Below are 412 nucleotides of genomic sequence, written 5' to 3' on the forward strand. Positions count from 1 at the left end.
GGTGGATGTGTCAGGACATCGTTCCGTTTTATGTGGTGAGCAAAGACGGCTGGGCAAACTGCCTGCAGTCTGGCGGCTCCCCGGTGTTCCCGGGGCTATTTTGCTGCCGTTGCGGTTGCTGTTCACCGGTCTAGTGGCGGCTCGTGGCCGCTGGGATAGTTAGTTTCTGCACCGCCCCGTGCCTCGACGTGGGGGCGCCGGTGGACCCGTCGGGCCTTGCAGTGGTGGGAACGATGTCGTGACAGATGGGTGAAGGATGTCCTGAGACATGGTTGGAAGGATGTCGTGAGAGATCCGTGTGTAATGTGTCGGGACATCGTTCACACGATGTCCCGACATTTTTTATGCCTAGGAGCTTTGATGTGTCGGGTCATCGTTCCGGTTTTTGGGTGCGGCCAAGGCGGCCGGGCAA

Origin of the sequence: Arthrobacter sp. HMSC06H05 (assembly GCF_001807395.1) — a bacterium.
In the GTDB taxonomy this organism is placed as follows: domain Bacteria; phylum Actinomycetota; class Actinomycetes; order Actinomycetales; family Micrococcaceae; genus Pseudoglutamicibacter; species Pseudoglutamicibacter albus.